Source organism: uncultured Clostridium sp., from assembly GCF_947036855.1.
Classification (GTDB): Bacteria; Bacillota; Clostridia; order Clostridiales; family Clostridiaceae; genus Sarcina.
Map to the genome: position 1 here is coordinate 1 of NZ_CAMQRY010000197.1, position 3,038 is coordinate 3,038.

2 protein-coding genes are annotated in these 3,038 nt (G+C 25.7%); one reads left to right on the forward strand and one right to left on the reverse strand.

Annotation, left to right across the window (positions count from 1 at the left end; genetic code table 11):
- The coding region (locus tag Q0V15_RS12650; RefSeq protein ID WP_297439501.1) for a metallophosphoesterase at positions 1 to 698 on the reverse strand (698 nt) is incomplete at its 3' end.
- Positions 699 to 934: 236 nt separating this feature from the next.
- Between Q0V15_RS12650 and Q0V15_RS12655 the strand changes: the two genes are divergently transcribed.
- Positions 935 to 2,890 (forward strand): FUSC family protein, encoded by a 1,956-nt coding sequence (locus Q0V15_RS12655; protein ID WP_297439502.1) that lies wholly within the window; start codon positions 935 to 937, stop codon positions 2,888 to 2,890.
- Positions 2,891 to 3,038: the final 148 nt, after the last annotated feature.

Here is a 3,038-nt window from a genome sequence, read left to right on the forward strand (position 1 = left end):
CCATTTTTATAATCTCTTCTATATGCTTTTTTAATTCCATAAATTCTATGACTTTTACTTTTTACAACTGATGTATGCCCTATAAAAATATTCATAGGAATATCTTTAACCTGTCCTTTCAGTATTGCTCTCTCATAAAATTCTCTATCCCAAACAAGATCATTTGTACTTTGAGCTTTTACCCATGTGACAAGTTGCTCCTTTGTGCTTGGCATATTATATATACTTGGACCTGCATGCACAAATAAATTTTCATCTATAACTAAATGATTGGGTTGTTCTTTTAAATAATTATAAAAATCATTTAAAATATCCTGTCCTGTATTTAATCTATATCTTATCATTGAGTCAAAAGTTTGCATTCCCCCAACATAAAACCATTGGTCAACCTTTTCATTTTCATGCCTTTTAACTTCTGATGTTCTTCCAAAGAAACCTTTTTTCGTCTGCTTAACCATAGGCGTAAAAAGTTCTCCTGTTTCATATGCATCAACAAATAGCTTTTCATGATTTCCTAAAACAAATCTTATTTGCTCCTTATGCTCTAGAATAAATTTTATAATCCTAGCTGCATGTCCACTTCTATCTATTGCATCGCCATTTATAATCAATATGTCATCTGCTGAAAATTCTACCTTTTCGAGTAGTTTCATAAATGCGTCATATTTATTATGTATATCACTTATTACATAAATCATAAATACCACCTTTTCTAAACGCTACTATTAACATATATATTAATAGCTTAAAATCTAAATTACACTATAAAATAAATTACACTAAAATTATTATAGATTTTAATACGATACTTTATTATAACAAAATCAACTCTTTTTAAATAGCAGTTTTCTTCCCTTTATCTTAATTATAGACTTTATAATATTTCTTCGCTATACTTTCAGTAAACAAATGATAATTTTGAGGTGCTTATAATATGAAGAAATATTTTTCTATTAAAAATTTAAGTATATTTTTTGTTGGTTGTTTATTTGTATTAATGTCGATTTATTGTCTTGGAAAAAGTAATCTTATGGTTGGTGGTTTTGGTATATTCCTACTTAAAGCAATCAGCAATAAAGATTTTTCTATTAAGCCATTTAAATCTATTCTTAATGTAACACTATATACACTAGCAATAGGTATACTCCCCTCCATAGTTAATTTAAATATGTATACAGGTTTCTTTATAAACTTTATATCAATATTTTTAATATTATATATGCTTGTATACTCACTTAAAACAACTATTTATGTGCCATTTTTACTTGGCTACACATTCTTTCTAACAAGTCCTACTACTGGTCGTGAAATGAATCTTAGACTTATAGGACTTATAATAGTTGCAATTTCATCAGTAATTTTTCAAATTATACTATTTAAATTTGAGGGTATTAACCTCGCATTTAGTAATATGAACAAATCACTTTCACTTATGAACTCACTGCTTGAAAGTAAACTTACTAATGAAGATTTTGCATCTGCAAAACTTAAACTTGAAAAACATAATTTATCTTGGAATAAAGATATCTTAGAAAATAAACAAAATGTATTTTATCTTAATAAAGAAGAAAGTATTCAGCTTAATTTAATAGCTGCAATTCGTGCCTTAAAATTTAAAGTTGAAAGATTTTCTCATGGAAATGACTTTGATTTAAAAGAAGCTGAAACTTTAATTACTAATGTTTCTAAATTTTCTAAAGGAAATTATAAACGATATATGTTAATTGAAGATTTTAGTTATTTCAATCATAAATATTCTAAATCAACTAACTTATCTGATGATATTTATGAGATTAAAGAGAGTCTTAATATAATTCTTACTATTGTTATTAATCTTTATGACATTCAAAAAGGAACTATAAAAATTTCTAGAAGAAGTAAACTTCGAGATTATATAACTCTTGAAAGAAATTTATTTAGAGATTTTAGGCGTGGTTCTTCAAGATTTACTTTTTCTTTTAGAACTGCTCTTTTACTTTCAATTACATATTTCTTTATTCAATTAATACATATAGAACTAGGTAAATGGATGCTTTACACAATTGTTTCTATATCACAACCTTACTATGATGTAACAAAACAAAAAGCATTTGGAAGACTTCGTGGTACTATTATTGGTGCTATTATTTTTACAATCTTAAATATTATTTTCACAGGATTTTATGCAAGACTTGTTATAATCTTTATCGCTATATATTTTGTTATAGCCTTTGTAGATTATTCAAAGAGAATTTTTGCAGCAACAATAATGTCCCTAACTATCGTCTCCATTTCTGAAAAGCATATGCTTATTATGACTTGGGATAGATTTTATTTTGTAATGCTTGGAGTAATTATTGTACTTATTGGTAGTAGACTTGTTCTTCCTTATAAACTTGAAACTGAAATATATGATTTAACAAACGTCTATTATGAAACTTGTAATAAAGCTATCAAATCACTTCTTCAAATCTATGATGATGAAGAAAAAATGCAAGATATAAGTAATTTAATTCTTAAAGCTAATAATATAGAAGCTAAAATCCTTGTTAAAAATTCTGCTTATGATATTAAAATTTTAAATGAATTTGTATCTGATGGGCAAATTATAATGGATACAATACATAAAATAATTAATAGAATATCCTTTTATGATACATCTCTTTTAGATAACAAACATGAGAGAATATCAAATCTTAATTATATGAAAATTGATATTGATAAAATTAAAAATATCGAAGATATTAATGATAAAAATATTGATAAGATAATTAGTAAGTATCTAAAAGTTATAAGAAGTAAAGGTGAAGCTTTAATTTATAAAGATGTCTATGACATACTACTTGCTAATAGAAGGCTTAGATATCTTAAAAATAAAATGGATACGATGGATACTAAATCTAATATCTAAATATTTATAGCTCTTATTCTAAATAAGAGCTATAAATTAAATATAAAATAAAAAGAGATTAAAATGTGAAACACATTTTAATCTCTTTTTCCTATTTGGTAGCGGGGACAGGACTCGAACCTATGACCTTTGGGTTATGAGCCCAACG